The organism is Streptomyces sp. LUP47B (assembly GCF_001746295.1).
GTDB lineage: Bacteria > Actinomycetota > Actinomycetes > Streptomycetales > Streptomycetaceae > Streptomyces.
Genome location: NZ_MJAH01000016.1, coordinates 175,166 through 201,065, shown reverse-complemented (window position 1 = coordinate 201,065; position 25,900 = coordinate 175,166). Strand labels below are relative to the sequence as shown.

Annotated in this window: 23 protein-coding genes and 4 pseudogenes; 17 read left to right on the top strand and 10 right to left on the bottom strand. The window is 68.4% G+C overall.

Features of this window, described 5'->3' with window-relative positions; genetic code table 11:
- The first annotated feature begins 145 nt into the window (after positions 1-145).
- From BFN33_RS38730 to BFN33_RS53430, 7 genes and pseudogenes are all read left to right on the top strand, one after another.
- Positions 146-1,351, top strand: coding sequence for an IS256 family transposase (locus BFN33_RS38730; protein ID WP_256122988.1), 1,206 nt, complete (start codon positions 146-148; stop codon positions 1,349-1,351).
- A gap of 41 nt (positions 1,352-1,392) precedes the next feature.
- Positions 1,393-1,600 (top strand): transposase (locus BFN33_RS52320; RefSeq protein WP_176742557.1); only part of this gene is annotated, 208 nt, incomplete at its 5' end.
- A 77-nt stretch (positions 1,601-1,677) separates the two neighbouring features.
- The gene (locus tag BFN33_RS55680) at positions 1,678-2,058 is read left to right on the top strand and encodes a helix-turn-helix domain-containing protein (RefSeq protein ID WP_107488019.1); all 381 of its coding nucleotides are present in this window, start codon (positions 1,678-1,680) and stop codon (positions 2,056-2,058) included.
- Positions 2,019-2,216, top strand: coding sequence for a winged helix-turn-helix domain-containing protein (locus tag BFN33_RS55675; protein WP_107488018.1), 198 nt, complete (start codon positions 2,019-2,021; stop codon positions 2,214-2,216). The genes BFN33_RS55680 and BFN33_RS55675 overlap by 40 nt, the downstream gene beginning before the upstream one ends.
- Positions 2,213-2,803: a transposase gene (locus BFN33_RS38720; protein WP_069764879.1), complete on the top strand. Its 591-nt coding sequence runs from the start codon at positions 2,213-2,215 to the stop codon at positions 2,801-2,803. Before BFN33_RS55675 ends, BFN33_RS38720 begins: the two co-directional genes overlap by 4 nt.
- A 153-nt stretch (positions 2,804-2,956) precedes the next feature.
- A complete protein-coding gene (locus tag BFN33_RS38715) occupies positions 2,957-3,343 on the top strand; it encodes an RNA polymerase sigma factor (RefSeq protein WP_176742571.1) in 387 nt (128 codons plus the stop codon).
- 25 nt (positions 3,344-3,368) lie between these two features.
- A pseudogene (locus BFN33_RS53430) lies at positions 3,369-3,523 on the top strand (IS630 family transposase); the annotation flags it as partial.
- 46 nt (positions 3,524-3,569) lie between these two features.
- Here the strand turns inward: BFN33_RS53430 and BFN33_RS38710 are convergent.
- Entirely contained in the window at positions 3,570-4,226 is a 657-nt protein-coding gene (locus BFN33_RS38710) for a maleylpyruvate isomerase N-terminal domain-containing protein (protein WP_069764877.1), read from the bottom strand.
- A gap of 580 nt (positions 4,227-4,806) precedes the next feature.
- Between BFN33_RS38710 and BFN33_RS53425 the strand changes: the two genes are divergently transcribed.
- Positions 4,807-5,238, top strand: a complete 432-nt coding sequence (locus tag BFN33_RS53425) for a hypothetical protein (RefSeq protein WP_176742555.1) — start codon at positions 4,807-4,809, stop codon at positions 5,236-5,238.
- Between the two features lie 1,431 nt (positions 5,239-6,669).
- Here BFN33_RS53425 and BFN33_RS50650 read toward each other — a convergent pair.
- Together BFN33_RS50650 and BFN33_RS38700 are read right to left on the bottom strand one after the other, a co-directional pair.
- Positions 6,670-6,802, bottom strand: a pseudogene (locus BFN33_RS50650) (XRE family transcriptional regulator); the annotation flags it as partial.
- Between the two features lie 134 nt (positions 6,803-6,936).
- Positions 6,937-7,362 carry a hypothetical protein gene (locus BFN33_RS38700; RefSeq protein WP_069764876.1) on the bottom strand — a complete coding sequence of 142 codons (426 nt, stop codon included), beginning with the start codon at positions 7,360-7,362 and terminating at the stop codon, positions 6,937-6,939.
- A 73-nt stretch (positions 7,363-7,435) separates the two neighbouring features.
- On the opposite strand from BFN33_RS38700, the pseudogene BFN33_RS55670 reads away from it, so the two are divergent.
- The 3 genes and pseudogenes from BFN33_RS55670 to BFN33_RS38690 form a co-directional block, all read left to right on the top strand.
- Positions 7,436-7,722 (top strand): annotated as a pseudogene (locus tag BFN33_RS55670) (transposase); the annotation flags it as partial.
- A gap of 233 nt (positions 7,723-7,955) precedes the next feature.
- The gene (locus BFN33_RS38695) at positions 7,956-9,602 is read left to right on the top strand and encodes a hypothetical protein (protein WP_079141246.1); all 1,647 of its coding nucleotides are present in this window, start codon (positions 7,956-7,958) and stop codon (positions 9,600-9,602) included.
- Positions 9,603-9,665: 63 nt separating this feature from the next.
- On the top strand, positions 9,666-10,610 hold the full coding sequence (locus BFN33_RS38690) for a sporulation protein (protein ID WP_141758036.1): 945 nt from the start codon (positions 9,666-9,668) through the stop codon (positions 10,608-10,610).
- A 120-nt stretch (positions 10,611-10,730) separates the two neighbouring features.
- Here the strand turns inward: BFN33_RS38690 and BFN33_RS38685 are convergent, their stop codons facing one another.
- Entirely contained in the window at positions 10,731-12,119 is a 1,389-nt protein-coding gene (locus BFN33_RS38685; protein WP_069764873.1) for a hypothetical protein, read from the bottom strand.
- Between the two features lie 389 nt (positions 12,120-12,508).
- Between BFN33_RS38685 and BFN33_RS38680 the strand changes: the two genes are divergently transcribed.
- Complete coding sequence (locus tag BFN33_RS38680; protein ID WP_069764872.1) at positions 12,509-13,435, top strand: hypothetical protein; 927 nt, start codon at positions 12,509-12,511, stop codon at positions 13,433-13,435.
- Between the two features lie 118 nt (positions 13,436-13,553).
- Here the strand turns inward: BFN33_RS38680 and BFN33_RS38675 are convergent, their stop codons facing one another.
- Positions 13,554-13,937, bottom strand: a complete 384-nt coding sequence (locus tag BFN33_RS38675) for a hypothetical protein (protein WP_069764871.1) — start codon at positions 13,935-13,937, stop codon at positions 13,554-13,556.
- 67 nt (positions 13,938-14,004) lie between these two features.
- A complete protein-coding gene (locus tag BFN33_RS52790) occupies positions 14,005-14,289 on the bottom strand; it encodes a hypothetical protein (protein ID WP_141758035.1) in 285 nt (94 codons plus the stop codon).
- 279 nt (positions 14,290-14,568) lie between these two features.
- On the opposite strand from BFN33_RS52790, the gene BFN33_RS52785 reads away from it, so the two are divergent.
- The 4 genes and pseudogenes from BFN33_RS52785 (at position 14,569) to BFN33_RS38660 (ending at position 18,126) form a co-directional block, all read left to right on the top strand.
- On the top strand, positions 14,569-14,820 hold the full coding sequence (locus BFN33_RS52785; RefSeq protein WP_141758034.1) for a hypothetical protein: 252 nt from the start codon (positions 14,569-14,571) through the stop codon (positions 14,818-14,820).
- 253 nt (positions 14,821-15,073) lie between these two features.
- Positions 15,074-16,701: pseudogene (gene istA, locus BFN33_RS50640) on the top strand (IS21 family transposase).
- Positions 16,698-17,495, top strand: coding sequence for an IS21-like element helper ATPase IstB (gene istB / locus BFN33_RS38665; protein ID WP_069764870.1), 798 nt, complete (start codon positions 16,698-16,700; stop codon positions 17,493-17,495). Before istA ends, istB begins: the two are co-directional and overlap by 4 nt.
- Positions 17,496-17,592: 97 nt before the next feature.
- The gene (locus tag BFN33_RS38660; protein WP_176742570.1) at positions 17,593-18,126 is read left to right on the top strand and encodes an SMI1/KNR4 family protein; all 534 of its coding nucleotides are present in this window, start codon (positions 17,593-17,595) and stop codon (positions 18,124-18,126) included.
- Between the two features lie 623 nt (positions 18,127-18,749).
- Here the strand turns inward: BFN33_RS38660 and BFN33_RS38655 are convergent.
- Positions 18,750-21,107 (bottom strand): helix-turn-helix transcriptional regulator, encoded by a 2,358-nt coding sequence (locus BFN33_RS38655; RefSeq protein WP_088245474.1) that lies wholly within the window; start codon positions 21,105-21,107, stop codon positions 18,750-18,752.
- 122 nt (positions 21,108-21,229) lie between these two features.
- Here BFN33_RS38655 and BFN33_RS38650 point away from each other — a divergent pair, with 122 nt between their 5' ends.
- The gene (locus tag BFN33_RS38650) at positions 21,230-21,427 is read left to right on the top strand and encodes a hypothetical protein (RefSeq protein WP_176742569.1); all 198 of its coding nucleotides are present in this window, start codon (positions 21,230-21,232) and stop codon (positions 21,425-21,427) included.
- 149 nt (positions 21,428-21,576) lie between these two features.
- Here BFN33_RS38650 and BFN33_RS38645 read toward each other — a convergent pair whose 3' ends face one another.
- From BFN33_RS38645 to BFN33_RS38635, 3 genes are all read right to left on the bottom strand, one after another.
- Positions 21,577-22,095: a peptidoglycan-binding protein gene (locus BFN33_RS38645; RefSeq protein WP_176742568.1), complete on the bottom strand. Its 519-nt coding sequence runs from the start codon at positions 22,093-22,095 to the stop codon at positions 21,577-21,579.
- 535 nt (positions 22,096-22,630) lie between these two features.
- Positions 22,631-23,203: a hypothetical protein gene (locus BFN33_RS38640; protein WP_069764866.1), complete on the bottom strand. Its 573-nt coding sequence runs from the start codon at positions 23,201-23,203 to the stop codon at positions 22,631-22,633.
- Positions 23,203-25,770, bottom strand: a complete 2,568-nt coding sequence (locus BFN33_RS38635; RefSeq protein ID WP_256122983.1) for a type II toxin-antitoxin system prevent-host-death family antitoxin — start codon at positions 25,768-25,770, stop codon at positions 23,203-23,205. Before BFN33_RS38635 ends, BFN33_RS38640 begins: the two co-directional genes overlap by 1 nt.
- Between the last annotated feature and the right edge of the window lie 130 nt (positions 25,771-25,900).

Below are 25,900 nucleotides of genomic sequence, written 5' to 3'. Positions count from 1 at the left end.
GGGAGTGTAAATCTAACGGCGGATCCGACGATCATGGGAGAGACGTCAAGTGACTGACACCGCCGTGGAGTTGGAGACCGTGGAACCTGTCGAGAGTGCCCCGTCCGGGCAGCCTGCGCCCGTGTCTGATGAGCAACTGGTCGCGATGCTGGTGGAACGGGCCCGGTCGGAGGGGCTGCAGCTGACCGGTCAGGGCGGGCTGCTGCAGCAGCTGACCAAGCGGGTCCTGGAATCTGCTCTGGAAGGCGAGATCACCGATCACCTCGGCTACGAACGCCACGATGCTGTCGGTCGCGGCAGCGGCAACTCCCGCAACGGGAGCCGGGCCAAGACCGTGCTGACCGACGTCGGGCCGGTGGAAGTGAAGGTGCCCCGCGACACGGCCGGCAGCTTCGAGCCGCAGATCGTCAAGAAGCGACAGCGGCGCCTGACCGGCATCGACGAGATGGTGCTCTCCTTGTCCGCGAAGGGCCTCACTCACGGGGAGATATCAGCTCATCTCGCCGAGGTGTACGGCGCCGAGGTGTCCAAGCAGACCGTCTCCACCATCACCGACCAAGTGATAGAGGGCATGGCCGAATGGCAGAACCGGCCGCTCGACCGCGTCTATCCGGTCCTGTTCGTGGACGCCATCAACGTCAAGATCAGGGACGGGAAGGTCGCGAACCGTCCCATCTACGTGGTGATGGCGGTGACGGTGGACGGCACCCGCGACATCCTCGGCATCTGGGCTGGCGACGGCGGCGAGGGAGCCAAGTACTGGCTGCACGTGTTCACCGAGTTGAAGAACCGCGGCCTGGACGACGTGTTGATGCTGGTCTGCGACGGACTCAAGGGCCTTCCCGAGGCCGTGGAGACCGTCTGGCCTCGCACGATCGTCCAGACGTGCGTGGTTCACCTGCTGCGGAACTCGTTCCGTTATGCCGCCCGCCAGGACTGGGACAAGGTCGCAGGGGCCCTCAAGCCCGTCTACACCGCACCCAGCGAGGACGCGGCGACGGAGCGCTTCCTGGAGTTCCAGGAGTCCTGGGGCCGGAAGTATCCGGCGATCGTGAAGCTGTGGTCTGACGCCTGGGCCGAGTTCGTGCCCTTCCTCGCCTTCGACGTCGAGATCCGCAAGGTCATCTGCAGCACGAACGCGATCGAGAGCGTCAACGCCCGCATCCGCAGGTCCGTCCGCGCCCGCGGCCACTTCCCCAACGAGGCCGCCGCCCTCAAGTGCATCTACATGGCCTTGATGAGCCTGGACCCGACCGGGAAGGGCCGCAGGCGGTGGACCATGCGCTGGAAAGCACCTCTCAACGCGTTCCAGATCGCCTTCGAGGGTCGCCTGACCCCGAGCAACAGCTGACCACTCAACAACCAAGATCAGCCGTTAAATTGACACACCCNCGAGAGCGTCAACGCCCGCATCCGCAGGTCCGTCCGCGCCCGCGGCCACTTCCCCAACGAGGCCGCCGCCCTCAAGTGCATCTACATGGCCTTGATGAGCCTGGACCCGACCGGGAAGGGCCGCAGGCGGTGGACCATGCGCTGGAAAGCACCTCTCAACGCGTTCCAGATCGCCTTCGAGGGTCGCCTGACCCCGAGCAACAGCTGACCACTCAACAACCAAGATCAGCCGTTAAATTGACACACCCTCTACTGATCTTTGCGTAAGTTCGGTGGGTATGGTGGATGTGTGGGTGGGAGGCTGTCGGGGTGGCTTTTCAAGCTTCCCCTTCGGTTGCCGGCTCCTCCCTTCCTCCTTTGTCGCGGCCTCTGTTGGCGGAGGCGCGTCGTGTTCGGGCAGTCGAGTTGTTCGAGGCCAGCGTTTCGAACGCGGACATCGCGAGGGCGGTGGGGGTGTGTGCCGAGAGCGTGCGGCGTTGGCGGCGGGTGTGGGAGCAAGGCGGTGCTTCGGCCCTGCGGCGACGGGCAGCTACCGGACGCCCACCCAAGCTGGACGACGCCCAAGTCGAGATCGTCCGGGCCGCGTTGGAGCAAGGCGCCCAGGCTCATGGCTTCGAGGCCGACCTGTGGACCCTGGAACGAGTCGGTGCGGTCGTCACCCGGTAACGGGGGTGGTGTTGTCGAGGGCATCGGTATGGCGGCTGCTGACCGGCCGGCTCGGATGGAGCCTGCAACGGCCCAAGCGGAGGGCGGTCGAGCGGGACGATTCGGAGATCGCCCGCTGGATCGCGCACGAGTGGCCGCGGATCAAAAAGGGGCCGTGAACACACGTGCGTGGATCATCTTCCTCGACGAATCAGGCGTCTCCCTGCTCCCGCAGATCCGCCGCACCTACTCGCCCCGTGGGCGGACGCCGCTCCTGCGACACCGCCTGAACTGGAAGCGTGCGTCGATGGCCAGGGCCTTGGGCTACCACTCCACCGATCCCGACCGCGGGGCTCGCCTGCGCTTCCACCTCAAGCCCGGCAGCAACGACACCGCCGGACTCATCGAGGTCCTGGAGCAGATGAAGGTGTTCTACCGCGGCGAGCGAGTGGTCCTGGTCTGGGACGGCCTGTCCGCCCACTGGAGCCGGGCGATGCGGGCCTGGGTCGCCGAACAGGACTGGCTCACCCTGGAACGATTACCCGCCTATGCTCCCGAACTGAACCCGGTAGAACTGCTGTGGTCCTCGCTCAAGAAACGTGAACTCGCCAACCTCGCCGGCGACCACCTTGCCGATGTCGCCGACGCTACCGAGCAAGGCATCCACCGCATCAACGCCAACCCCCGACTGCCATGGTCATTCCTCGCCCATACGCGCCTGACCATCCGCCCACCACACCCACCGAACTTACGAAAAGATCAGTAAGAGCCGCGAATCCCGGCACGGGCTCTCGAAGGCTGAGAGCCCGCTGTCGGAGTTCGACGTGCTCTTCAAGCACGAGTTCCCGGGCGCGTGTGTGTACCTCATCAGGCGTGGCTTCTCCCGACAGGAAGCCGAGGACCTGTCGCGGAGGTGTTCTTGGCGATCTACTCCCGTTGGGAGACCGCCGGTCCTCCTGAGAATCCCAGGGCGTACCTTTACAGGTCGATCCGCAATGCGGAGTACCGGTTCAAGCGCAACAGCAACGGCCTGTCCCAGCTCCTCGACATCGACCTGCTCGATCCTGCTGACGGGCGGCAAACTGATGAGCTGCCAGAGGTGGAAGGCGCGAACGATATCCGCCAGATGCCGGGTTCCCTGAGTGAACGTCAACGCGCAATCATCTACGTGCGGTATTTCCAGGACATGACGAACAGTCGGATCGCACTGGTACTCGGACTCAGCGAAGGGTCGATCAATAAGCACCTGGTCATGGCCAAACGCAGACTGAAGAAGCTGATGCAGGAGAGGGGCAGCCTCGCCTGACGGCGGCGGCGCCGACAGGTTCGACACCGTGCAGACCGAAGCCCTGCACGCCTACCTGCGCTGGCGCAACGCCAACTCCCGCCACCGCGACGTCCTGGTCGCTGAGCACAAGGAGCGCGCCCGCATCCGAGCGAAAAAGGCATCCGTTGGGGTGGCCGACCGATCTCAGCAGCAGCCTGACCAGCGGACCCCGACCTGACCTCTCCTTGCGGCGGAGCAGCTGAGCCTATGCCCGGGGTGTGCCGTCCCAGCGCCATGTGGTGAGACGAGGGTGTCCGGGTAGTTCGGCGCGTCCGGTGGCCCACAAGAGGGTGAGCCAGGGGTCCGTGGGCGACGGTGCATCCGGAAACAGCCGGGCGAGCACCCCAGCGCACAGATCGGCAGGCGGGCTCCATGCGAGACCGAGCCCTTGTGCCAGGTCGTGCGTGTGCACCAGGGTCTCCACTATCCCCATCGCGGCGAAGCCCTCCGGGTCCGAGACGCCGAAGACGTGGTAGGCGCGGCGCTGCGGAGGCGTCGTGCGCACCATGGCGACCAGCAGCGCGCCGCTCGCTTCCAGGACCTGCAGCAGGCCGGCGGCCCCCGCCTCGCGGTCCGCGTGAATGGCGTTCGCCGGGCCGCCGGGCCGCCGGCTCTCCCACACGAAGGGCACGTCACCATCCAAGGGCGGTGCTTTGGGGCCCAGTTGCGCAGCGTAGGCGAAGAGGTCATCGCTGAGGTGCTCGACGGTTTCCCAGCAGTCCCATTCCAGCGAACCGGCCTTTCCTTCCCACGCGGCTGGAGGCGCCTCGCGAAGGACTGCCACAGCGAGTTGCACGGCAAGGTCGAGGTCGTCCGCGGTGACGGGGGGCTGGGAGAGGGCAGTATCGGCTGATCGGGACATGGCAGGACCGTACCTCGCCCGGAGGGAGCGACCCCTCCTTTTTTGATCACCGGCCCATCAACCCGGCAAAGGTTCGTGCCCCACTTCCCGGCATTTCCGAGGCCTGCGGCGTACGCGCTGACCTGCACGGCTCGGACAGCCAGGCCCCGGCGTGAACACCGTTCCCCCCGAAGGGAAAGCCGCTGGTGGCAGGCGACCGGCAGCCACCGCGGCACCGTCTCGGTCTGCGGGAGCAGCAGGGCGCGCTCCATCCCGAAGTGCTGCATCCCGCGTACAACGTTCCCCCAGAGGGGAAACCCGCAGGTGGAGGCTGTGCAGCATCGGACGGGCAGCATGCAGCGCCGTGCAGCAACCCCGTGCTGCAAGAGCAGCGGGTCGACTCTGCCGGAACTGCTGCGCACGGTTCCCGCGAGAGGGAAACGCGCAGGCCGGGCAGTGCAGTGGCAGGCGACGCTGCACGATGCGTACATCGTTCCCCTCCAGGGGAAAGCCGCAGGCAGGGCAACCCGCACGAGCGTTCCCGGGAGGTGGCGCCGCGTGCCGTCCGCTCGAGCGCTGGCCGACGCGGTACGAGTGGGGCGTGACCCACGACTTCGGCCTCCACTTCACCCACGAGCTGGGCAACCACTTCGGGCCGCCCACCGACAGCTGGCCCCCGAGCGCGGAGGAGGTGACCCCGTTCTTCGCAATCGTCGGCAACGCACTGGGCACGGCCAACGCAGCACGATGGTTCGAGGCGGCCCGCAAGGCGCACCAGCGTGTGGTGACCGCGGAGCGGGACCGGGCCCATCACTCGGCTTCGCCCACCACCTGGGACGTGGAGACCGGGGCGCACCAGGAGATCACCCTGCCCGTCGTGGCCGCTTTCGAGGCGACGAAGGGGCTGTACGAGATCACCCGCCGGGACTCCAGCGTCGACGTCGATGTGTTCTTCGACTGCGCGCTACGGGCGTGCTCGCGTGGCAGCGGCCAGTCCGACAGCCCACCGGTGGGAACAGGCGCGAACGCGTAGCCGCCCCGGACGCAGCGGCCGACCGCTGCAGTCGAGCGAGGGTGCAGCCCCGGAGGAAGGCGCGGTGATGCGGGACTCCGGGCCGGTGCCGGACGGCGGGCAGCGGGCAGCGGGCGGGTGGTAGCACCAGGTAAACCGGTTTGTTCTGGAGCAGCAGAACAACCGACAGCTGCTCAAGGTGCGCACGCTGCATGCAACAGCTGTGCATAGATCTCGCCGGAACATCGCAGATCTGCGATCTTATGCAGCCGCAGGGACGGGTCCGCAGCACTGCCGCTGGCCCTGGAGCAGCGGGCGCCGGCTGCATGCAGCGAGGACGTGCGGCGAGCAGCTGCCACTCGGTTTGGCGGGCCTGCTGCACGTGCAGCACCCGTGTGCCGTCCGGGTCGTGCGAATACTGCGCCACACACCCGAACCCCAGCAAGCAACCGGCGTTGCACCCGTCACCACCAGGAGCAGCAGCAGCAGCCGGTTGCGCAACGGACGCTGCACAGTGCTGGCCGGGATGGGCGCGACGGACTGCAACGTGCAGTCGGTTGCAGCAACGGCGGACTTCACCGGGAGCGCTGGCGCCCTACGAGGACGGGTCCGATCGACACCGGTTGCACCCCAATAGTGGTTAGTACAGATAGCGGTCCAGTGCAGGTAGTAGATCCCTCCCCCGAGAGCGGAGGTCGCTCCGGGGCACCCAGGAACCGCAGCGGGACGACGACGGCGGCGAGACGGTCGCGGAGCACCCTGAGGGGATTCAGCGACACCTTCAGTCCCTGGAGGCGCTGTACGGCGCTGTGGGCGCCTCTGAATGCCTTGATCGCGGCCCTCGGGAGTCAGGAGGGCGTCAAAGCGCCGCAGGCGGCCGTACGGGGCCGGGAAGGATCATGCGCGCCGGATACCGGCGGTCCGTTGGCAGAGGTCGTTTGGCGACACGGGCACCGACCGTGAATGGCCCGACGCGCTGTGCCTGTCCCGCGACCACTGCACGAACGCGTCCAAAGAAACGATCCGTGAGTTCTTCGAAGGCGCCATCGCACAGCTGGCTGAGCTCTCGCTGAAGGCCATCCTCGGACCAGGGCCGGCACACCGTCACGACCTGGGAAAGATGCTGAGGCGACTGGAGGAGAGCGGCCACGACCAGCACTTGGTCGTCGAATTCATCCGGGACCTGTACCGCCGCGACCCGAAGGGCGATCAAGGGCGCTACCCGACCACCACCGGTGGGAATCCCTCGCTGGCCACAGTGTGCTGGGCCAACCCGCCGCTGGTCCGCGAATACGTCAAACCTCCTCTTCCGCGACACGCAGGACCGCATCAGCCGTGCCGCCCAGACCGCTTGAGAGGCGAAGTCCCCGTCGGAGTGGTCGCCCGCCCGCTGAGGACACACGCGAGCGAGCCCCGGACTGACTGGTCCGGGGCTCGCGGTGCGTCGGGCACCTACAGGTCGAACTCGAGGTGCTCGATGTCCGTGAACCGGACCTCCTCCAGGCTCCCGGCGCGCGGCCGCCGTCCTGGAAGGACACCTCCTTGAGCGCTTGGCCGCGATCTCCTGGAGCTGCTGGTCGGTGGCGCGAGGCCACTCGCCTTCACTCCTGCTCGACGACCACACCGTGGCCACTACACAAGGCCAAGAGGGAGAGAGTCCGGGAACGCCCGGAGCGTGACTTCAGCGCGTCGGATCGCGTCAGGTCACGCTCCGGGCTTTCAGCTGCGACGCAGGTTGCGTTCGCGCAGCTTCCTCGTCACCAGCCCCACCTCGTCGCGCATGTGGGGCGGGACCAGCCGTGTTGGCACGTTGAACCAGATGACGGCCAGGCCCAGTACGACGGACACGAGGGTGAGACCGACGCAGGCGAGGACACTCCAGAAAAGGATTCCTTCGCCGGGTGCTCCCTGCTGTTCCCACAGGGCGCCGCACATCAAGCTGGTACCGAGTAGGAACATGTTGGCGGTGTTCAGGACGGTGCCCCGGACCAGACCACGGCGGACCTCCGTGCCCAACGGAAAGCCCGTCAGGGCGGCCGTCATCCGGTCGGCACGCTCGGGATCACGCCAGACGCGCGCGTCGACGCGGAGCACATGGTGGGTGCCAGCGATCCAGAAGAGCGCGCCGAAAATCATCGCGAACATGTCCCTGCTCCTAGCGTTGCTTCACCGAAATCATCCGAACACCTTGTGCCTTGCCCAGCGCATTCGGCGCTTCAAGCACTTCGTCGAACACGCCGCCGGCCTCGGCATCGACTTGGAGATCACCGCCGTACCCCCGCGACCGGGGCTTCACCCGGATCCCGAAGGTGGACAGTCGAGCGGACCTACGGCTGGCTGATGCTCCACCGCCGCCTGGCACGCGACTACGAGACCCTCCCCGCCCGCTCCGAAGCCATGATCCACCTCGCCATGACCGACCTCATGGCCAGCCGCCTCACCGGCGAGAACACCATCTCCCGGCGTGACCCCACCTCACTCGACCAACTACGCATACCAGGATGAAACAAGGGGAGGAAACGACCTCTACTGTAAGAGGCCATCTCATTTGGGTCGGCGACGTACGCCGAACGCCCGGTCGATAGGGTGTGCGCTCGTCGATGATCGACTGTGCGCGGCCGCGAGCCGTTGGGGAGGGGCTGGTTGTGGGCAGGATGCCCAGCGTATTCACGCTGCCCAGAATCCTGCGGCACTTGGCGGCCACAGCCGACGGATTGCCGCCGGACGGGGCGATTGAAGTGGACGCACCGAATGCCGGTCTGCGGGCCGCGCTGTCCGCGGCGCGGTCGGGAGTCTGGGAGCCGGCGGCGGAGTTGCTGGCGCGGACGCGCGTCGACCGGGACTGGGACCGACGAGGCCAGTACAACGCGGGTCTCGCCGAACTCGCTCTGCACCACACCGGATGGTTCGACGAGTGGCGGCGCGTGCGATCCGGCGACCCCGATGTCGCCTTGGTCGCCGCCGAGTTGGAGATCGACCGCGCCTGGGAGATCCGTACCGCCGCGCGTGCCCGGCATGTGTCGCGGGAGCAGTTCCAGGCGTTCCGCACGGTCCTGCGCGACGCGATACCGGTCCTGCGTACGGCCGCCGACCTGAACCCCGGCGATCCCGTTCCCTGGCGGGTGCTCATCGCTCACGCCATGGGACTCGGCGCTCCGCGCGACGTGTTCGACGAGTACCTGGCTCAAGGCCGCGCGGCGGATCCGCATCACATGGGACTGCACGCCCGCGCGGTGCAGTATCTGGCACAGAAGTGGTACGGCTCGCACACGGAGATGTTCGCGTTCGCCGAGTCGGCCGCCGCCGCGGCTCCTGAGGGGTCACCGCTGCGAGGTCTGCCACTGCACGCGGTCAGCGAGTACGCGCTGGAGCACGAGGCAGGGATCGGGAAGGGGCCGGTGGCCTGGTCCCGGATCGAGGGGCTCGTCGAGGCGGGACTGGAACTGTCGGCGAGGTTCGAGCCGGGTGACCGGCGGGCTGCGGGCTTCCGCAATCACCTCGCACTCGCACTGATCCGCTCCGACCGAGAGGCCGAGGCACTGGAGGTCTTTCGGCTCATCGGTACCGACGCGCGCACGTTCCCCTGGGCCTACATGGGTGATCCCCGGGAGACGTTCCTGCTGATGCGCCAGGGAGTACGCGCGCATGTCGCCCGCCGGACACCGTTCTTCGGCGGCTCTGTGCCCGCGTCGGCCACGGACGGCCCGTCTGGACCCACGGACCTGTCGACCACGACAACGCCTCCCGCCGTTGTTCCGGCCGTCGCGCACGCCAGTGCGCTGCTGCGTGAGGTCCGCGAGGCTGTTCTGATCACCGGCACCACCATGCGTCTCGCGCCGGCACCCGGCGGCGGCACGTTCGTCGAAACGGCACCTTCGGCCGACCCGCCGGGCCGGCGCAAGGGCATGCGTACGACGCTGCTTGGGGAAGGGGCACTGCCCCGCCTGGCTGCCACGTTCAGCCGGGGTGAGAAATGGCCGGTCCTGGTCGTGGCCAAGGACGGAGCCGACTACACGCTCCAGCTCTACCGCGACGGCCGTCTGGTGGCTGCCCACGTGTGGTGGGAGGACCCCGCGGAGATGCCGACGCAGCAGGAAGCGGCGGAGAGGGCAACCGCGCTGACGGCGGCCTACGGGAAGACGGACCACCGGCCCCTGGCCGCCGCGTTGCGCGGCACCGGTGATCCACGGCACCACCTCGACGAGGCCTTCGCCGTGCTGGGGCTGCCGACCCTCCCCGCCGGCTTCGGGCACCGATCGGAGCCCTTGGCCGAGGCTCGGGGGTCGCAGCTGGTGGAGCGACGGTCCTTCCTGCGCGCCATCAAGGAGTCGCTGTCATCGGAGAGCGACCGCACCTCCGGTGGAGAACTGCCGCCCTTGTCCTGAGCCGGTCGGCATCGTCGAAGGTACAAGGCGTGACATCCGTGGCCCGACGCGGTGGCGGCCGGGATGAGCGGCGGTGGGGTCGGCGGGCACGATCTGGATGCGCTGTGGGCGGCCGCCGCCGACGCGCAGCGCTCGGACTCGAAGTACGGCGGCGGCACCGGCAAAGCCTCCACCGTGACCAGCTTCCTCAACGAGCGCGCCATCCCGCTCCTGCGCGGCGACTACACCGACGCCGTGGGTAAAGAGCTGTACGCAGGCACCGCCGAACTGGCCCGCGTCGCAGGCTGGAGCGCCCTGGACATGGGCCATCACGCCCTGGCACAGCGGCACTTCATCCAGGCCCTGCGGATGGCCCGCGCCGGCGCAAGCCTCGCCGTGGGCTGTCACGTCCTGACCAACATGGCCCTCCAGGCCACCCTGCGCGGCTATCCCGACGAGGCGGTGGACATGGCACAGGGCACCTACGACCGCGCCCGCCACCGGGCAGCCCCCCGCGTCCTGGCCTTCGCCAAACTCGTCGAGGCCCTCGCACACGCCCGTCTCGGCGACGCCCCCTCCGCGGCTGCCGCGCTCGTCTCCTCCGAGCGGCTCCTGGAACAGGCCGACACCGAACCCCGCGACGAACCCGCATGGATCCGCTACTACACGCCCGCACGGATGGCAGCCGACGCCGTGGAGATCCACCGGGACCTGCACCTGCCCGCCGCCGCCCTGGGCTGGAACAACCGGGCCGCACCCATGCCCGAGAGCGCATACACCCGCTCCGTCGGCCTGCGCATGACCGTTCTGGCCACCGCGCACCTCCAACACCGCGACCTCGACCAGGCCCTCGCCCACGGCCAGCGCGCCGTCACCATCCTCAGCCACGTACGCTCCACCCGCGCCACCGACTACCTCGCCGGCGTCGTACGCGCCATGGCACCCTGGCGCCGCGACCCCCGCGTCATCGACCTCTCCCACCTCGCACACCAGGCCATCGCCATCAGCACGACCGGAAGCGCCCGCTAAGGCGGCGCGTGGGCCCTCATCCAGTGACTTATCTTCCTCACGCCCGAGTTGAGGGCGTGAGGCCACCCGGGCCGAATTGACGAGTCACGGCCGTTCGCTCTGTCGCAGGTCAGTTGCGTGCTAGAGAGGCTCGTCGGATGACCGGTCGAGGAGGGTTCGGAAGAACTCTGTGACGACGGGCCGGGCCTGGTCGCGGTCACGAAGCTCATCGTGGCCGAACCGGAAGACTTCGTATCCGCGGAACTTCAGGTCCCGATCGCCAGCCATGGTGGCAGCGTACTTCGCGCTGTCGGGGAGGGTTCCCTCCTTGCGTGTGTAGTGCTGCATGCCGTCGACCTCCAGTACGACCCGCCGGTTACCCGGCAGCAGCATGAGGAAGTCCATGCGCAGATTCTGCAGAGCAAGCGCACCTCGCTCACGGACCGTCCTCGGATCCCAGTGCACCCATATCTCCGGAAGGAGAGCGGGGACCGCACTCAAGTCCTCCCGGTAGATGTTGTGGTAGAGCCAGAACAGATTCTTCTGCCCGTCGGACTTCGCAGGCAGCGACGAGTCCATGCGGTCGAAGAGGGACCAGGTCGCCCGCTCCGGGTCACTGATCTCCCGGGTCTCCTGCCACCAAGCGAGCAGCTCACGCCACAGCAGCCCGTTCTTGCCGACCGGCCGGTCGTAGACCAGGACCTGATCGGAGCGTTCTGCGATCTCGATGTCGTTGTCGAGGGCGCTCGTGAAGCGGATGTCGGGCTTGCCCAACGTGGCAAAGATCAGATTCCGCGGCCGCCGGCCCGTTCCCTGACCGGACTGGACGAGCTGGAACAGCGGATAGCCGTCCTGTTCTCCTTCCAGGCGCAGCTGCGCGCCCACAGGCTGCAGATGCTTGTTGACCAGGTCAACGAAACGGCGCTGGGCCTGCTCGTCGGGCAGGGTGGTAGGGGAAGCCAGTCCTTCAAGGAAGTGCCCGAAGCGAGGATCAGGGGCTTCGAAGGCGTGCAGCTGCTCGAAAAAGTACTCAGTCGTCCAGTCCTCCTGGAACCTGATCACGTGGCGCTGGATCTCGTCGCGCAAGGCCGGTGCGGATTGGTCCCATGAGCCCCGCAGATCGTCGCCCAGATCCCAGACTCGGTCTAGCAACGCCATGAAGCGGTCGGGGTAGTTGAGATGACCGGACAAGTCGAATTCCCTCGCCAATTCACGCCGCGTGCGGCCCGGGATCCGCACGTGGGGGCGCCTCAGCCACAGCACGTCCTCCAGCCGGTTGCGCTCCCATGCTGCCAGCGGCTGACTCTCGAGAACGGCCTCAGCGACCGCCTCCAGGCCGTCGTCGGGACAGGCCTGCAGACTGGCCGACAGCCGCTGGTGTTTGCTGTGGCCCTCCTCAGGAGGCGGCTGGGGCAGGCGGAGCCGCTCGCAGAGTGCAGGCAAGTCCTGATGGCGGTGATGTTCATAGGCGGCAGCGAGGAACTCGTCGATCAGACCACGCAGTCGCGGCACGTCCATGTGATCAGCCATCACACGATGATGGGACAGTCGAGCACTCCAATCCATGCCTTCTCACAAATGGCGCCTGCCCAGTCAGGTCGCAGGACATCGTCGGAGCCGTGCGAGGTCTGCGCCGCGGTCAGGTGCCGACGATCCGCTCACGGGCGGCCACGTAGGTGCAGCGGACTGCTTCGGGCCGTGTCGTTCCCTCTCGTTGATCTGCTGGGCCGCTATGGTTCTGGGCTGCGGCAGGATGCGCACGCCGCGAGCCTGCGTCCGGTACCCCGCACCGGTCATGCACCAGGCGAAGGACACCGGAACGGAATCGGTTCCAGGGACGGTCCCGCACTTGTTCGCCCATGCCCGCGCGTCGTCGACTCTGCGGGGCGGCGGGGGCCCTGGAGCGGAGATCGATCCTCATGACCAAGTCCGGTGCGAGCGGCCCCAAGGCCCGCGCCCGCAAGGCCCAGCAGGCGGCCGGCGTCCGCTACACCCAGGTCCGCCGCGCGGCCTTGCCCTCCCGCAACGGGCGCACGGTGCAGTTCCTGCTCGAGGACCGGTACGAGCTCAGCACGCTCGCGGTGCAGATCGCGGCCGCGTGGGCGCTGCAGGGAATGCGGGTGTTGCTGGTGCACGAGTACAAGCCGTCCGGGATCGGCATGGAGCTGTACTCACGCCGTGCCCGGGAACGCAAGGCCGCCGAGCAGCGGCTGCAGGAGTGGCCCGGGTACCGCAGCACCCTGCTGTGGAAGGCCGGCACCGGCCGGGACCAGGGTGGGCTGCTGGTCGAGCAGCACACCCCCTGGTCGACTCCGCCCGCCAACCCCAAGTACCTCACGACCGACGACAGCCCGCTCCGCGACGCATTGCAGTTGGGGCGCCGCCACTTCGACTGCATCGTGCTCATGGGCCGCCCGACCTGGCCGCACCGCGAGCTCGTGGACCACTTCGTCGTGCTCGCCGCCACCAACGGTGCGCCGGTCGCCGAGACCCTCACCCACGGCGCCATGCCCGAAGAACGCCGAGAACATCCGCTCACACCCGAGCAGAGCGCTGCGCTGCTTCGCGAGCGCCACCTCAACTTCCTCCACCACCGCCCCACCGCATTCCTCGGCATGATCAGCGGCAGCCGCCAACTTCCGGCCGCCGAGCCCAAACCCGGCTTCGTCCACGCCGTCGAAGCGAATATGGCTGCCGCCGGCATCCCTCTCCTGGGACACGTACACGTCGGCCACCACGACCTGGCCACCCACGCCCGCCGTACAGACCAGGCAGCTCTGGTCGTCGCCTCCCCACTCGACCCTGGCGTCACGCAGGCCGCAAAGGCCATCACAGACCGCTGGTAGCCATCCGGGCCTGCGCCCAGCGTGAAACCAGATCCAATGGCCTCGGGGCACGTGATCGCGGAATGAACGGTGGCGTCAACCAGGAGAGCTGAGGCGGAGCCCTGGGCCGGCGGTCGCGCTACGGGCGCCTGTCGGCGGGTGCGGTCGGGCAGGCGATCGCCGGGAACGCCGCCGTATGGCCGCCCGCGGTGAACATGATCGCGGCGGGGCGCTGGGCCCAGAAGGGGCAGACGTCGATGAGGTGGTCGCCGTGCTCGCCGTTGAGGACGCGCAGCCACACCTGCGTGCTGGTGATGCTGGCGCGGTACGCGGTCACGTCCCACGGCTCGGTGGTGAACCCGCAGGTGTCGGCGCGGGCGATCACGGTGTCCGGGGCGTCGGCCGTGGACATCTGCAAGCTGGCGCCGTCGTACACGAGCCGGATGCCGTCCTGCTTCAGGTCTCGTCGCCGGGGGGCCTGGCGCAGGAGTTCGTGCAGGTCCCGGATCTTCAGCTGCGCCATGGCCTCGTCCTCTCCTCGAATGCGCCGTCGAGCCGACGGAGGTCAGCACATCGATCGCCCGTTCCGCTCATGAGGGGCCCAGGCCGTAGCGCCAGAGGTTGGTGAAGCGCTCCAGCGTCAGCTCGGCGTCGAGTTCGTCGTTCCACACCGCTGCAAGCCACATCGGGACGGTGTCCAGGCGCTCGCAGACCACGAGGCTCTCGGGCTGATGGGTGAGGTAGCAGCGGCTCTCGTCGGCGAACTTTCCGCCCGGCCCGTACTTCCCGTACAGGTCCTTGAGGCGTCCGCGGTTGGCGTCGCGAAGGCCTCCAACTGCCCTGCGTAGCCGTCCTGCTGCTCGGCGCTGACGCACTTCAGGACGACTGTGAGGATCTCTTCCGACAGGTCGCGGTCGAAGCCGGTGTAGCCGGTGAGGGATACGAAGATGCTCTCGGCCGCCTCCAGCACCTGGTGCACCTGCTCCTCCCCCACGCTGTCGACTGGCGTGGGCAAGGGGTGTGGAGTCCGCCTCGGCGCGGGCGACGGTGTCTTAAGGGCAGCGGCCGTTGCCCGGGCCTGGAGCGGGTGTCCCGCACGCGGACGTTCTCCGCGTGCGGGATCGGGTGCTCCCCTGGACGGTGCGGTCGGCGATGTGGGCGAGCCTGTCGGCGATCGCCTCGACAGCGCGAAACCAGCCGTCGTGGACCTGGTCGCTGCTGCCGGATGGTGCTGGTCGCTCGACTGGCGACGCGAGGACGGCACGCCCGTGCTCTACACGGGCGGGCGTGCCCCGAGTCCGGCCGCCGCACGCTGGCGAGCCCAATGGGCAACGCAGAACCTGCTCACCGAGCTCTATCGGGCCAAGAGCCCCGTGTCGGGCGATCCATTGATCACTCCACGCTGACGAAACAGCTGCGCGCGGGTCGCATTCGTGGCAGGCCAGACTGCCAGCGGGATACGGTCCTTGGCCGACGGGCACCTGGCTGCGGAGGTACTGGCTGTGTGGCTTTGGCGAGAAGTTGTGAAGGCACTTGTCGATGAGTTTGGGAGGCGCCCCGTTCCACGGATGGGTGATGTTGATGAGTTTGGGAGGCACCGGGGTTCTTGCCAGGGCAGCATCGGGATGCTCCTGGTGAGAGGTGCTGGTCATGCCGCGGATGTCGAAGGTCGAGATGTACGCGGCGATCCGGCGTGACCACCGTGGCGGCATGTCGATGCGGGAGCTTGAGCGCAAGCACGGCGTGACTTGGCGGACGGTGCGGAAGGCGTTGGACTCGTCCTGGCCGGAGCCGCGCAAGAAACTGCCGCCGCGGGCGACCGGGCTGGACCGCTACAAGCCGGTGATCGACGAGATCCTCCGAGCGGATCTGGACGCGCCGCGCAAGCAGCGGCATACGGTCACGCGGATCTTCCACCGGCTGGTCGAGGAACACGGCGCCGACGTCTCCTACGGGATGGTCCGCTACAACGTCGCGGCCAGGAAGCCCGAGATCCTGGTGGAGTCCGGCAAGGCGCCGCTGGAGGCGTTCGTGCCGCAGACCCACCGGCCCGGTCACGAGGCGGAGGTCGACTTCGGCGACGTGACGATCCGCCTCGTCGGCGAGCTGGTCAGCTGCTACCTCTTCTCCTTCCGCCTGTCGTATTCGGGCAAGGCCGTCCACCGCGTGTTCGCGTCCTGCGGCCAGGAGGCGTTCTTCGAAGGTCACGTCCACGCGCTGCAGACGCTGGGCGGCGTCCCGCGGAGCAAGGTCCGCTACGACAACCTCAAGGCGGCCGTCGCCCGGGTCCTTGGGCTGAACCGGGCGAGGGTGGAGGCGGACCGGTGGATCGCCTTCAAATCGCACTACGGCATCGAAAGCTTCTATTGCCGCCCGGGCATCGAAGGCGCCCACGAGAAGGGCGGAATCGAGGGACAGATCGGCTACTTCCGCCGCAACCACTTCGTCCCCGTCCCCGAGGTCTCCTCTCTCGCCGAGCTGAACGAGATGGTCGAGCAGTGGGACCGGCAGGACGACGCCCGCCGGATCGGCTCCAGGTCCCGGACCATCGCCGAGGAGTTCGCGCTCGAACAGCCGTTGCTGATGCCGCTGCCGGAGGAACCGTTCGAGACCGGACGGCTCTTCACCCCGCGGGTCGACCGCTACGGCCAGATCCCGGTCCGCACGAACCGCTACTCGGTCCCCATCCGGCTGATCGGCAAACGGGTCCGCGTCATCCTGCACGCCTCCCACCTGGTGGTTTACGACCAAAACGTCGAAGTGGCCCGGCACGAGCGGCTGATCGCCAAAGGCGCCGTCCGTCTGGAACTGGACCACTACCTGGAGGTCCTGGTCCGCAAGCCCGGCGCCTTCCCCGGTTCGACCGCGCTCGAACAGGCCCGCTCGGCGGGCAAGTTCCCCCGGTCCACGACGCGTGGTGGACCCAGGCCATGAAGATCCACGGCGAGCGGGACGGCACCCGAGCGCTGATCGAGGTGCTCCTGCTCGGACGCCACCTGGCGCATGAACATGTCGTCGCTGGCCTGGCCGCGGCCCTGCGGGCAGGGGCCATGACGGCTGACGCGGTCGCGCTGGAGGCCCGCAAGGCCGCCCAGGCCGAGACCGAGCCCGCATCAGACGCCCGGAACCCCGGCAAGCCGACGGCGACGGTGACGTCTCTGCACGAGTGGCGCCTGGCGCATCTTCCGCCGGACAGCAGGCCGCTGCCCTCGGTGGCCCACTACGACCAGTTGCTCCGACGCCGCCGCACCAGCGGCGGCGACCACCGTGAGGGAGAAGCGCAGTGACCCTGCCCCGCCAGCGAGGCTTGACCGAGCAGGCCGCCGATGCCGCGATCGACTCCGCCTGCCGCTTGTTGCGGCTGCCGTCGATCCGCAACGAGTTCTCCGACATCGCCGACCGGGCGATGAAGGACCAGATGAGCTACCGCGGCTTCCTGGCCGAGCTGCTGATGGCCGAGTGCGACGACCGGGCCCGCCGCCGGTCGGAGAGGCGGATCAAGGCGGCTGGCTTCCCCCGGGAGAAGTCCCTGCGGACCTTCGATTTCGATGCCAACCCGAACATCGATCCCGCCACCATCCACACCCTCGCCAGCTGCGAATGGATCAAGAAGAGCCAGCCCCTCTGCCTGATCGGCGACTCCGGCACCGGCAAGTCCCACATGCTCATCGCCCTGGGCACCGAGGCCGCCATGAAGGGCTACCGCGTCCGCTACACCCTCGCGACGAAGCTGGTCAACGAGCTGGTCGAGGCCGCCGACGAGAAGCAGCTGAACAAGACGATCGCCCGCTACGGCCGCGTCGACCTTCTCTGCATCGACGAGCTCGGCTACATGGAACTCGACCGCCACGGAGCCGAACTCCTCTTCCAGGTCCTGACCGAACGCGAGGAGAAGAACAGCGTCGCGTTCGCCTCGAACGAGTCCTTCGGCGGCTGGACCAAGACCTTCACCGACCCCCGGCTCTGCGCGGCCATCGTCGACCGCCTCACCTTCAACGGCACGATCATTGAGACCGGCACTGACTCCTATCGCCTCGCCAGCACCCGAGCCCGGGCCGAGGAACCCGCCAAGGCCCGCTGAGTGCGATAGCTGCCGATCTTGACGTCAGCGACGAGGGGGTTGAGGGACATCGGAACGAAGACCGGTGCTAAAAGATTGTTGTATGTGGGTTCAGCGAGTGATCGAACTGACCGGGTGGGAACCGCTCGGAATCTCCGTCGACTGGGCGGCGATCGAGGGAGAGCTGGGGGTTCCGCTGCCGGCGGACTACAAGGAGCTCTACGAGGCGTTCGGCGGCGGCGTCTTCAGTGATTCCGTCTACTTTCTGGGGCGCGACGAGGGCCGCGTGTTCGACTTCCTGTCACAGTGGCGGGTCTGGCTGTCGGTCGACCAGGACAGCGAGCTCGGAAGCGTCTCCGCCGTCGATCCCTATGCGATCTACGCGCCGGGCGGCAAGGGGCTGGTGCCCTGGGGCTCCACCGAATGGGCCGACGGGTACTTCTGGCTGATCGATGCCGAGCGGCCGGGCGATTACCCCGTCCTTGCGCGGTCCGAGGACGGCGAGTGGTGCCGGTACGACATGTCCACCTCTGAGTTCCTCTACCGCGTCCTTGCCGATGCCGATTTTCAACCTTTCGGGATCGCACAGTACGACCTCGGCACGACGTTCAAGCCCGGCTCCGGTGACCCCTTCGATGGCCAGCCGCTCTGACGAGAGGCTGGCCGTCCCACGTTCGTGGACACGACAGTGCCATCGTTTCTCATCGAGATTCGTGAGCCAGGTGATCACCAACTGCCTCCGGAACCGGTCGCCAAACGCTGTTCCCAGAGATCAACGAAGCCAGGCTGTGTCCCTTTGACGCCCAGGCGATCAGCGCTACCCGGCACCGCCAGTCCGTTTCGGCGCGGCCTTCGCCACCAACCAAGTCACCACACACCACGCGCTGGTCGTCGGCTACCAACGTCGAAGACCCCAAGGTCCGCCCGGACGAAGCCCCGTCCGGATAGGGCGCTTTCCTGGCGGGCCTGCCTCGGCCGGAGTTTGCAGATTGTGCTGCTCCGAGGTCTGTCACCCCCAACAGCGCTGACCACGGCAGGCCGGGGGCGAGTGCTGATGGCCGAGGGCGAGGACCGGGATCGGCGCCGGGCCGAACGCCGCATCCGGGCGGCTCACTTCCCCCGCGAGAAGTCGGGGTGCCGGTAAAAACCGTGTCACCAGCCGCAAATGGCGGTGTCTCCACGCGATCAGCTGTGCAGGATGGAAGCAGACGGTTACCGCGGAGGAGTCGGCGTACCGTCAGGGTCCAGACCGTACGGCCACTGACTCTTGAACGCCTACTTGGTGCCGCCGTGGTCGGCGACCTGCCGGAATAGGGCTTCGGCGCTCTCCCGCTCCCCGGCCTCCTCCCGCATCAAGGCCAGGCGGTACAGGACTTCGATGCCGCCGTGGTCCGCGGCCTGCCGGGCCAGGGCTTCGGCGCTCTCCCGCTCCCCGGCCTCCTCCCGCATCTCGGCCAGGCGGTACAGGGCTTCGGTGCTGCCGTGGTCTGCGGCCTGCCGGGCCAGGGCTTCGGCACCCTCCTGGTCCCCGGCCTTCTCCCGCATCACGGCCAGGCGGTACAGGGCGACGGTGTCGCCGTCGTCTGCGGCCCGCCAGAGTAGGGCTTCGGCACCCTCCTGGTCCCCGGCCTCCTCCCGCATCTCGGCCAGGCCAAGCAGGGCAACGGTGCTGCCCTGGTCCGCGGCCTGCCGAAACAGGGCTTCGGCACCCTCCCGGTCCCCAGCCTTCTCCCGCATCACGGCCACACGGCACATGGTGGCGGTGTCGCCTTGGGCGGCGGCCCCTCGGAGTAGGAGGGCTGCGGCGCCCTCCTGGTCCCCGGCTCTCTCCCGCGTCAAGGCCAGGACGTACAGGGGGACGTTGTTGCCGTGGTCGGCGGCGTGCCGGAGTAGGAGGGCTTCGGCGCCCTCCCGGTCCCCGGTCTTCTCCCACATCTCGGCCAGGCCGACCAAGGCGAGGGTGTTGCCGTGGGCAGCGGCCTGCCGGAACAGGGCTTCGGCAGCCTCCCGGTCCCCCGCCTCCTCCCGCATCCCGGCGAGGCAGTACAGGGCTTCGGTGCTGCCGTGGTCTGCGGCCTGCCGGGCCAGGGCTTCGGCACCCTCCTGGTCCCCGGCCTTCTCCCGCATCACGGCCAGGCGATACAGGGCGTGAGGGCTGCCATGGTCGGCAGCACGGTGGCGGAGGTGGTGGGCCCATTGGAGGCGGTGGCTGTTCTCGGCTGCCTCGGTGAGGTTGTGCAGGTCGTCGGGGTGGGTGAGGTGGGTGAGAGCGGCGAGCCAGAAGGAGTTAGGCGGGCACGGGCGACGGGGGGCGGCTCGGCCGTGTTGTTCGAGGTAGTCAGCGAGCCGGAACTGTGGCCCCGCCGTGGCTGGTGCCTCGGTGGCAGCGGTGGCAGGCGGACGCCGTGGGGGGCGGGGGGTGGTGCGGCGCAGAGGGGCCTGTTTTCCGTGGACGAGTCGAGCGAGTTCGGCGTAGGCCAACTCTACCCAGTCGTCGGTGAGCTGGTCGTAGTCGCTTTGATCGAGGTAGTCGATGGCGGCGTCGGTGAGGAAGGCCTGGGGCAAGTGGAGGCCGACGCCGAGGCGGCGCGCGTCCATCGCCGCTTCCAGCACTGCCTTGGCGGCCGGGCTGGCGTTCTGGTAGCGGCTGAGGAGTTGGGGGGCGCCGGCGAGGTCCTGGGTCATGTGCCCATCGGTTCGGGCTCGGGTGAGGGCGTCGGCCATGAGCCGGTCACCGCTCTCAGCAAGGTCAGCGGCCGCAGCCAGAGCCGGGGCGTCGAAGGCGTCTGGGACGGTCAGGGTGCGGCCGGCGAGCAGTTCCCTCGTCCGGCTGTACGGATCTTCTGCTCCTGGACGAGGCAGGGCCGTGTACTGCTTCTCGTACTCGGGCCAGAGCGTGCCCAGCACGAGGACGGGCCCGCGCTCCCGGCTTATGAGCAGGTGGTGCACGGCCGCCGCGATCCGCTCACCGGATACCGGGTCGCCGAGGTAGTGCTGGGCCTCGTTCAACCACACCACGGTGCGGGGCCCGACACGGTGCAGATTCTCCAGCGCGGCCTCCGCGCGGCCCGGGTGGAAGGGATGCCACAGCCGCCACCCCTTCTCCTCGAGGGGCTGGACGGCCTCCCAGCACGCCCGTGTCTTCCCTGTCGACGATCCGCCTACGAGCACCAGGATCCGGCTATGGCCGGCCGCAGCGTCCCGCACCGCATCACCCAGCACCCGGTAATGCTCGCGGGCCACGTACCCGGGCAGTGCCCGCACTGCGGCGGTGTCGGAGCCCGCAGCGCCCCCGCCTTGCCCCGCAGGATGAACCTCCAGATCATGCGGATCCCACTGTCCGATGGGACGCCCTGGTCCGCCCGTGGTGACCGTGCCCGACTCCTCGGCCGCCGTCCGCTGCAACACCAGCAATTCCTGCACCGGCAGCTTCAGCGCGCCGGCCAGTGCCGCCACCGTCTCTCTCGACGGCACGGGCTTCTTGGATGAGAGCGCCTCCGACACGGTGGTGCGCCCCAGCTCCGCCCGGGCGGCGAGTTGCGTCTGATTCAGCCGGGCCCGCGCCAGCCCGCCGGTCAGTCGACTGCGCAGCTCGGTGAGTGCCGGATTGTGGCCGTTCTGCTCGTCAGGCACGTGCTCGCCCCCGGCCCCTGATGTGTTCGCCAGTGTCCATCTTCGTTCCGGCGAACCCCGGCGCGCAACGCTTCCACCACCGTCGACCACGTCAACGTCCCACCGTGTACAGGGAGCTTGCCGTGGCCGTCGCTGTCGTTCTCCTGACCATCGCACTCGTGGTCGTCGTCGCACTGCTGGCTGCGGCCGGCGCGGGCAAGCTCGCCCGCATGGACGGTGCTGTCTATCCCACCGCCCTCACCCGCGCCGCCACCGTCTTCGCCGCAGTCCTCACCCTCGCTGCGACCGTGACCGCAGCCCTGGCCGCCCTGTTCACCTGAGCCGATCCACACATCTGTTTGCGGCTGGTGACGATCCTGCTGGCTAATTCTGCTGCGGGTCGGTTGTGGTGCTCGTTGGCCACGTAGCGGTCGTGCTTTTCCGTCTGCGGCCGCGGGCGCGCGCGTCCCGGGACAACACACCTAGTGCGTCAGCGCGCTCCAAGTCTGCGGACCGAGGTGCCGTCGACCACGACCGCGAGACGGCGCTGGAACTTGCGGACGCGTCCGTCCGTGACGGGACCGAAGACCCCGTCGACCGCGAGGGGTGGGATATCCGGGACGTGTGCGTTCAGCAGCCGCTGGAGCTTGCGCACCGCCGGGCCGTGGGAGCCGCTCCTCAGGGTGGGAGTGCCGACGGTGTCACCCGCGCCGGGCACGCCGGCCGCGGGCGAGAGGTCGTCTGCGGCTCGCTGTGCCGCTGCCGCTTCTGCTGTCCGGCCCACCCGCGTCATCAGTGCGGCCAGCTCGGCCAGGTCTCGCCCGACGCGCATCGTGTCCGCGCCCGGAAGGCGCGAGTACTGCCGATAGCCCGCGATCGTCTCCTGTACCAGCCGAGCGGCCTGCTCCAGATGATCGTCATCGATCAGCCGGGCAATCAGATTGTGCCCCGCCTCAACGAACGCGATTTGGTGAAAGAAGAAGCGGAGCAACCGGTAAGAAAACGACAAGATCGCTGCAGTCTCGCCGCGCGGCCCCTGCGTGACTGCGCGGCGGGAGTCGGGCCCGCTCCCGTCACTGGGGACAGCCGAGACGCTCGAAACCGGGATTGCAGAGCTGCCAGCTCGATTTGAGGGCCACTCAGTCGGTGGCATGCTTACAGCGGTAGCCGGCTGCAGAGGGCTGCCAGGTAGCCGGGTCGTGACTTCGGCAACGTGTAGGCGTCCATCCCCCGGACCTCGCAGAGAGGCACCAGGGCGGCGGCGCCTCCCTGACCTGGTCGCTGGTGTCGGCGGGGGTCGGCGTGTCGAACTCGATGACTTTGCTCTGAGCGCCTTCCACGGCGCCAGCGTGGATGGTTGCGATGAGGGTCTGTGCCTCGGCCGGGCTCACACCCGCGGCGCCGAGCAGTTCGGTCACCCGCTGCCCGGCGTTCTCCGCCGTCTGTGCCTACACACGGCGATCCGCGGGAGCTCCCGCTGTTCTGGATGGCTCACTGTGTGGATGTCCTTGTTGCGTGGGCGGTTCGGCTGCTCGTGTGTGCTGCTATCGGACTTCGACGGAGTACGAGGCGCCGGTGAACTCCCAGCCGTCGGTGCCTTCGCCGATGTCCTCGACGATGACGTCGTCGATGAAGTGGTCCTCGAACTCGTCGTCGGTGAGTTCGCCGGCGAGCCAGAGTTCCTCGATCGCGTCCCAGTTGCCCCGGCTGCCGTCAATCCGCAGGGGCGCGGCGTCCGCGGTGCCGCGTGTACGTACGTCGTTGCCGGTTTTGACGACGCCGCTGATTTCGTACTGGCCGTCTGTGATGTGGTCGGGGAGCGGGTCGGCGGGGACGATGGCGACGTTCTCGTACGCGGTGTGGATGACGTCCAGGTAGCTGCGGCGGATGTTGTACTCGGCGTCGGAGAGCCAGTTGATGAGGGTCTTGGTCGTGACGTTCAGGCCGGCGTCCGCGAGGGCCTGCTGTCCGCGGTGGGTCGCGGTGAGCTGGCTGAGCTGGGCGTGCCAGTGCTTGGCGTTGTAGGAGGACAGGCGGTGGCGGGGGGTGACCTGGGAGCGCAGGAGGTCGTTGAGGGCGGCGCCCAGGGATCCTCCGCGCCCGGTGGGGCCGGCCATCAGTCGTCACCTTCGAGGATGGTCTCTCCGGCCTGGACGAACTTGCGCTTGACTTCCCCGAAGCCGGTCCCGATCCGGTACGTGGACGGCGGCGTGCCGGGTGGCGTCCAGAAGATGGCCTGGTCGACGTTGCGCAGCGCGACGAGCTGGTGGCCTTCCTGGACGGCCTTGAAGGCGACGGTCCAGTGCCGGACGGAGGCCTCGGCGACCATGCTCATGCGCCAGTCCGGCCGCCAGAACGGGGACCGCTGAGTGGGGCGCTTGGGCCACAGCAGGCGCAGCGCGATGGACAGGCGGGTCTTGTAGGCCTTGTAGGGGTCGCCGCCGGTCTGGACGAGTTCGGTGCGGGCTTTGCGGGTGGCCTCGTAGAACGGCTTGAACAGGGACTCGTTGGCCTTGCCGGTCCAGGAGTCGTAGATGGTCGGCATCGTTGCGATGTGGTTGTCGCGGACGAGCTTGACCAGTTGCTTGATGTGGGGGGTGGTGACCCATACCCGGCCGTCCTCGTCGGGACGGTCGATGATCCGCCCCAGGGGGTGCGGCATGTCGGTGCGGGTCCACTCCGGGATGTCGATGAGGTAGATCCCGGCCCCGGCTTTGTCGTAGGCGTCGAGCGGGCCGGTGTGCAGGAGCTTGTTCGGGGCGAGCGGGACGGCGGAACAGGCGGAGGGGAAGGAGCCGTTGCGGTCGATGAGGCACAGCACGCCCTCACCGAAGGAGCCAGGTACGTCGATCTTGTCGCGCCGGACGCGCTTTCCGTTTTCACGGATGTGGGCAACGCGGGTGACGGTGATGTCGGCGTGGGCCCAGCGGGGCTCGCCGTCCATGTGCTCGCTGATCAGCGGCCATGGGCCGCTGTCGCGCTCCTCTTTGCGGATGACCTTAATCGGGTGCATCTTCGAGCGGTCGACGGAGTCCTTGAGGATCTTCAGGGCAGGGAAGACGTGGCCCTCGGGCTCGTTCTCCTCGTCCCCTGGCTGCAGACCGTCCTCGTCGTCTTCTTCGTCCTCCGGCGCGTCGGACTGGTCCTGTCCGTTGTCCGCCGGGGCGTGAACAGCCGCAGTGGCAGCGGGAGTAGCGGGCTGCCCGGCGCCGGTGGCGTTGTCCGCGGACTCGGGCGTGCCGTAGGGCCGAAGCGCGTTGGCGAGGCGGTGCCCCTCATGGGTGTCCGGCCACTGGGAGACCGTGGCGGCGGCCTGGAGCAGCGACGGCAGGATCTCCTTCAAGGTCTCCTGGTCGCCGCCCGCGACCGCGGTCCGCCAAGCCGCGAGCTCGTGGGTGAGGGCGGCGGGGATCCCCTGGTGTCCGCCGGATGTGTAGGGCAGGGCGGCTTCGGCCAGTTCCACCGCCTCTGTTCCGACGGACGCCGAGAGCCCCGGGTCTGCCGGGCTGTCGACGCGACCGCGGGAGGCGGTGCCGGCGTCGAGGAAGCGGGCGTGGATCAGGTCGGGCTGCAGGTACGCCGAGCCGATCGTGCCGAAGTCGCGCTCCGCGACCGTCACTTGAACCCGGGCCGGGTCCTCGGTCGGCGTGAGCGTCAGGGTGACGTCGGCGTCCAACAGGCCCAGGAGTGCGGGGTCGTCGCTGTCCACGATGGCGAGCACCGGTACGTGCAGTGTGCGCGCGAGAGTGGCCAGGACCTGCGAGGCGTCCGGGAGGCGGTCCCCGGACAGCGGCAGGCGGGCGCTGTGGGCGGCCTGCAGGCGGTCCACGACCACCAGGGCCAGGCCCTCCATGTGCGGGGCAGTCTCCGCGATGTCCTCGGCGGTCAGGTCACTGCCGTCATCGATCATCAGGAGGTCGCCGGCCTGGACGAGCTGGTGGGCGACTTTCTGCTCATGCTCGGTAAGGCGGCCCTGCTTGAGTCGCGCGTATTCGCCGCCGGTCTCGGCGGAGATGATCCGGCGGAAGATGTCGTCCCGGTTGGGTCCCGAGGCCGCGTACAGGACCATGTCGTGGTCGACAAGCGCCGTCTTGCGTGCGGCCGCCAGACCCAGCAGGCTTCCGCCGACGCTCGGACGAGCTGCCACGAGCGTCAGCTTGCCCCGCTGCAGACCGCCTGTCGCGGCGTCCAGGCCCGGCAGCCCGAACGTGGGGCCGCTGGCAGGGCCGTCGGAGAGGACGGAACCGATGGCGTCGCCGAGCGTGGCGAGCCTGCGGGGCGTGCTGCCGCGGTCCTGGTTGCCTTGGCTGTTCACCGCACCTCCTGCGGTCGCCGCGCCGGGGTGCACGGCCGTGTCCGACGAGAGGGCATCAGAAGAGGGGTCGGCGGGGAGCAGCACCGCGACCGGAGTGGTGTTCCGCAGGAGCACCTGCGGCTGGCCCTTCGCCGCCAGCGTGACGAGGTCGCCGAAGTCCCTCTGCGCCGTACTCAGCACATGAGCCGGGAAGGCATCGGTCTTCCGCGCTGCCGGAAACCGGTCCAGCGGGGCCAGCAGAGCGCGCACCTTGTGCTTGGTGATCACCGTGGTGCGCCCCTCTTCTTCGACGAGCTTCACCAGCGCGTACAGCTTGTTCCGCGCCGTGGTTGCGTTGATCGCGCCCTCGTCCTGTGGCGACTGGCTCACTCACCCTCCTAGGGGACTCAACTGCCTACCACTATAGCAGAATTCACCCACCCTGCTTGTGGAAGTCACAATGTTCTTTGATTTTCTCACTCGCTATTGGTGACTTCACGATGTGTGCATTGACGGGGTG

Excerpts from the sequence above, each read along its gene's own strand:
- BFN33_RS38730 (WP_256122988.1), top strand. The coding sequence starts at position 146 with ATGCTGGTGGAACGGGCCCGGTCGGAGGGGCTGCAGCTGACCGGTCAG.
- BFN33_RS55680 (WP_107488019.1), top strand. The coding sequence starts at position 1,678 with ATGTGTGGGTGGGAGGCTGTCGGGGTGGCTTTTCAAGCTTCCCCTTCG.
- BFN33_RS38710 (WP_069764877.1), bottom strand. The coding sequence starts at position 4,226 with ATGTCCCGATCAGCCGATACTGCCCTCTCCCAGCCCCCCGTCACCGCG.
- BFN33_RS38700 (WP_069764876.1), bottom strand. The coding sequence starts at position 7,362 with ATGTTCGCGATGATTTTCGGCGCGCTCTTCTGGATCGCTGGCACCCAC.
- BFN33_RS38690 (WP_141758036.1), top strand. The coding sequence starts at position 9,666 with ATGAGCGGCGGTGGGGTCGGCGGGCACGATCTGGATGCGCTGTGGGCG.
- BFN33_RS38685 (WP_069764873.1), bottom strand. The coding sequence starts at position 12,119 with ATGGCTGATCACATGGACGTGCCGCGACTGCGTGGTCTGATCGACGAG.
- BFN33_RS38680 (WP_069764872.1), top strand. The coding sequence starts at position 12,509 with ATGACCAAGTCCGGTGCGAGCGGCCCCAAGGCCCGCGCCCGCAAGGCC.
- BFN33_RS38675 (WP_069764871.1), bottom strand. The coding sequence starts at position 13,937 with ATGGCGCAGCTGAAGATCCGGGACCTGCACGAACTCCTGCGCCAGGCC.
- BFN33_RS38640 (WP_069764866.1), bottom strand. The coding sequence starts at position 23,203 with ATGGCCGGCCCCACCGGGCGCGGAGGATCCCTGGGCGCCGCCCTCAAC.